Source organism: Micromonospora sp. H61, from assembly GCF_018070325.1.
Taxonomy (GTDB): Bacteria; Actinomycetota; Actinomycetes; order Mycobacteriales; family Micromonosporaceae; genus Micromonospora; species Micromonospora salmantinae.
This window is the reverse complement of sequence record NZ_JAGPXY010000144.1, coordinates 1-4,736: the sequence shown is the minus strand read 5'-3', so window position 1 is coordinate 4,736 and position 4,736 is coordinate 1. Positions and strand designations below refer to the sequence as shown.

The 4,736-nt window shown below is 63.0% G+C and carries 4 protein-coding genes; all 4 read right to left on the bottom strand.

The window, feature by feature from the left end:
* Positions 1 to 3,050: hypothetical protein (locus tag KBX08_RS32210; RefSeq protein ID WP_210787526.1), on the bottom strand; the 3,050-nt coding region annotated here is incomplete at its 3' end.
* Between the two features lie 88 nt (positions 3,051 to 3,138).
* Positions 3,139 to 3,411, bottom strand: coding sequence for a hypothetical protein (locus tag KBX08_RS32205; RefSeq protein WP_210787525.1), 273 nt, complete (start codon positions 3,409 to 3,411; stop codon positions 3,139 to 3,141).
* A 161-nt stretch (positions 3,412 to 3,572) separates the two neighbouring features.
* On the bottom strand, positions 3,573 to 4,118 hold the full coding sequence (locus KBX08_RS32200; protein WP_210787524.1) for a hypothetical protein: 546 nt from the start codon (positions 4,116 to 4,118) through the stop codon (positions 3,573 to 3,575).
* Complete coding sequence (locus tag KBX08_RS32195; protein ID WP_210787523.1) at positions 4,115 to 4,354, bottom strand: hypothetical protein; 240 nt, start codon at positions 4,352 to 4,354, stop codon at positions 4,115 to 4,117. Before KBX08_RS32195 ends, KBX08_RS32200 begins: the two co-directional genes overlap by 4 nt.
* Positions 4,355 to 4,736: the final 382 nt, after the last annotated feature.

Genomic DNA, 4,736 nt, shown 5'->3' with positions numbered 1-4,736 from the left:
GAGCGGGCTATTGCCTCGGCTTGACCATCCCGACCGACTCGAACAAGCTTTCCCACTAGAGAAGTCAGCGCGCCAGCCTGGCTGAAATCGCTGGTCAATGACCTCGCGAGGGCCTCTGCCCGCTCGTATTCATCAGCGTCGGCGGCCATTTTCACAAGACCCTTGAACGCCTCCTCGCGCGAAGAGTCCTTCAAAGAAGCAGCCAACTCCGAAGCGCGATCATATTCACCGATTTGACCAAGCTGTGCGACAAGCCGCTTCAGCGCCATAGCGCGCAAGGTTGTAACCGCAATCGCGCTGATCGCCGCTTCAACTTCTTTAACCAAACCCAATGCTTGCCCGCGGTCCCCCTGCACGCTTAGCGCCAGCATCACCTCCATCAAAAGAGCGGCTCGCTGGCGATCATCTGGTACAACACGAGCTAGGCTCTCGGCCAGCTGATGGTCACCAGTCGAAAGCACTGCAGGCACCAACTTCGTCAGGGCTTGCGTCCGGCCGTAACCGCTAGAGATAGACCGCGCGAGATCGCCTGCACGTGCACCAATGGCGGCGGCGCGAACATTGTCGCCATTAACGAGCAGCCCCGACACCAGTGCAGTCAGCGCAGCCGTTTGCTCCTGCGGGTTACTACTCAAGCGAGCTAGGCTTTCTGCACGCTCTGCAAGATCCGCCGCTCGGCCTGGCTCGTCGCCACCGGCCAGAGCAAGCCCCCATTCTGTCAGCACTTCCGCTTGGTGTACCGCCTCGGTAACGCGTTGCGCGACCTCTGCGGCCCGCCGATGCTTGCCGGCTGCGGCTAGGGCCGAGACCAATTTGCCCCACGCCGTCGCCTGCCTACTAGGGTCGGCGATCCGGCGAACGCAAGCTTCAGCCCCATCGTAATTGCCCTCAGCAGCCAGAGCCGACGTGAGCGCAATCATCGCGTGCGATCGGGTGTAGTGGTCCTTAATCGAATCGGCAAGTTCCGCCGCTCTGCGGTAACCTCCGATAGCCGCCTTTAGTGGCACCAGTGCACCCAATGCCCTGTCACGCTTGTACCTCTCAGTCACCTGTCGAGCGGAAACCTCAGCCTGTTCGATCAGGGGTTTGATGCGGGTATCACGTCCGGCCTTATTAAGTAGTGGCACCAGCTTGGCGACGGCCATCACTTGCGTGAGTGGATCGGCAATTGAGCTAATCTCAATTAGGACGGAGGCGGCCAAGGAGTCGGCTCCTGAATGATCGCCTCTTTCGGCGGCGAGCCGCATTAACATGCCTAATGCCAACGCTCGTTCAGTGCTATCAGCTACGGTGCGGGCGACGTTTGCGGCTTGCTCAGCAAGAGCTGCGGTGTACTCGGCGGTGACAGTGGACATTGCTATATGAGCCAGCACGCCCATCGCCTGTGACCGCCAATATGGATTGACAATGAGCCGAATTCGACCTTCAGCCTCATTCACCTCGCCGGCTCGTGCCAGCGCGAGTGCGAGCGCGCCGCACGCCTTTGATTGCCAATACGGTTCGTCAATGTCCTGCGTCAGACTCTCGGCAAGTCTGTAGTCACCAGCCTTCGCCACCGCGTCCACTAAATTGGCCAGAGTCTGCGCCCGGAGGCTCGATTCGACAAAAAGAGGTGACGGAATTGAGCAGGCCAGATCTCGTGCACGATCGTGGTGGCCAGCCGCCGCTACCACTGGCACCAGCAGTGCCACTGCCACCGATCGGCGGTTCACGTCGGCCATCGATCGGACCATTGCCTCGGCTTTGCTGACCTCCCCCAACAGTGCCCGCAGTTTCGGCAATGCCATTGGGATATTGCTGTTGCGATAAGTCAGATTATCGCGATGGACGGCGAGTTGGCACATGGCAAGCAAGTCAGGTTGGGCCTGAGCGAGGATCGCGTCTTGGGCGGTGCTGATCTCTTCTATCGCCACACCATCACCACCCGTGTGTTGGAGGATCCGGTCGTGGCGGGCCGCATCGAGCGCACAGGCGACCAACCTCGGTAGATCGCCAGACGCTTCCAGCATGCGGTAGTAGTCGCGCAGCAAGTACTCCGGCGTCCCAGCCGGCCATCCCTGCGTGCGGTATCCGTCGGCCCAGGTATGCAGTCGCTGACGATAGGCCTGCAGGCCGGCGTCGCCAAGCCGTTGTGTCGCTTGCTGCTGTAGCTCTTCGTGGCCGAGCACGTAGACCTGCGCGGTGCCGTCCCACCGCCCAGGGCGGCAGTCAAAGGTGCGCCCCGATACGGCCCTCATCTGCTCTTCAACCTGCCACTGCGGGCGGTTCATCAGCTCAGCTAGATCTGCTGTCGACAGCCCGCCAGCAGCCACCGTGATCAGTCCGACCAACTCTTGCTCTGGTGCGCTGCTGGTGAAAAGGCGTCCTAGCTCGCGTTCTGCATCGCGGCGCACCGCTGCAGCGTATGGCGACGGTGCGAGATTGCGCACGATAGCCGAATCGCGAAGCGGATGATCTGCGGGCACGTCGGACGGGACGGGTGGGTTGAGCCGTCCTGCCACGACCACACGCATATCCTTCGGCGGCCGGGCGGGCAACAGTGCGGCGATGCTGTGCGAGTCGATACCGGCGTCCTCGTCTATGCCATCAACGAGCAGCACTAGTCGCTCACCATGCTGCTGGCACTCTGTCGCGGCGCGCTCGATGAAGCCCAGCAGGTGTGCTTCACGCGTGGCCTCGGTCAGGTACGCCGGCAGCGGTTGGTCGAGCAGGTCGAGTAGTTGCTCCAAGAGCACATCGGTAAATGCGCTCCGGTCGTTCTGGCTTGCGACGCGGGCGGTGACGAAGAACGACATCACGCGGATGCCAGGCGGTGGGTGCAGCACGAACCAGGACATCAACGCAGACTTCCCCGCCCACGCCGGCGCCCTCCACCACACGTATGGACGCTCGTGGTCGCCAGTACAGAACTCGGTCAGATCGTTCAGTTCCTGATCGCGGCCCTGCAGACGAGCTGGGGCGATCCGCTGCACCTGCTGCCGATACGCCGAGCGCACCGGCAGTCCCCCGATCGTGCTGACATCGCCGTGGATGATCCCCGTATTGGCCACGCCGTATGTAGTGGTCGCAGATCCGCTGGCGTTCACTCGCGCCCTTGACCCACGCAGCATCATGGTCCTTCCTATCGCTGGGGCCAGCTCAAAGACGTCGGATGGCAGTATTGGCCTCGCCCTCACCCACCTCAGCCGCACCGGTGCGTTCGGCGGTGACCGGTTCGGCCACGCTCGAGGCCGGGCCCATCACGCCGGTGTTGGCAGTGCCGATGCCTCTAACCGTCGCCTTGCCTGTATGCGACGCCCGCGCTGCGGATTTCGAACCAGTCAGGGCAGCCCAGATCGCCACCCCGACCGCAGCTAGCCCGGCCAACGCCGAAGCAACCGAAGCCCACCGGCTGACCTGCTCCCAGGTCATCGTCGCCCATACTCCACCTACGCCCGTCAAAAGCAGGCATGTCACCGCGAGTACTGCTCGCCGTCCGGTCATTAGTCCATCGTCGCCCACACATCAGGCGCCTGAAAGCAGCGCATGGTCAGCTGGCAGCCCCAATCCGGTCCACTGTCGCGTTGGGACGGTTAGGCGTCAGGGGGAATTTGGCTGTGGCCGGCGATGATTCGGACAGGGTTGCGTCGGAGGGCGATGCGTCGGCCGAGGAGGGCTTGGACGACCCGCGCGTCCGCGGGGTCACTTGATTCGGTGACGTCGCGACCACCTACTGCCTGCCAGCGATCTCCTTCGGGTGCCCAGCCATCGATTCGCCAGGCGTGTCGAATGACGCCGGTCGGGTCTGCGGCTGCGACGATCCGGCATGCTGCACGGCTGGTTTCGCCGAGTCGCCAGACGCCGGATGCTGCCTGCCACCACTGGCCCTCGGTCATATCGGGGACCCAGCCGGGCCGCTGGTCGAGGGCACCCGGAGGGCGGGGAGCGAGTCGGATGATCACCGTCGGCTCAGGGGAAGTGGTGACGAGATCCTCGGCGGACACATCGGCTAGGCCGACCGCGCTCTCGACGGCCCGGACCACGTAATTGGACGGTGTGAGCCCCGCCGTGGCGGCGGCCTGGGCCACCGCCACGGACGTACTCACGGGAAAGGTGACCCGCAGGCGTTCGACAGTCATGGCTGGACGAATGTCAACTGATCGAACGGTATCTCGATCATCCGCGGTTCGGCGTAGCCGTCGGCGAGACGCTGCTGGCTCTGCTCGCGTGCAAGCTGGTTGAAGCTCACTCCGGGCATGGCTGCAATGCGTCCGCGGTACGTGAACTCCGTGCGGCCGTCTTCACGGACGAGAGCGTTGTGGGTTAGGTAGCCATGCAGAGTCTCGCGCTGGATGGTGCGGTGGTTCGCTGCCATTCCCTCTCCTTCGCGTTGCCGACTGACTACACGGTATATTCACGGTACCAGATATCGCAAGTATTCTGTGGGGCACAATATCGCTGCGATGATCGACCGATCGCCTCCCGCCTCGCCGGACGAAATGGCAAACGTCTTGGGCGGTGGCGGCTCACTCGAGCGTTCCGTACGAGGCAGGAACAGTCATCGACGATCAACTGGACGTGCCACCTTCGCAGATTCCATGGCCTGGCGAATCCAGCGCGACGTTACGGTCGTGCTGGAGGTCCAGCACGACTCCGGAGGGTCCGACGGCCCCGAGCGCCCACCCGCAACTCGTGTACACGAAAAGGCTCTGACCCAGCGTGTACTACCAGGTCAGAGCCTTGATCGTTGGTGTGCC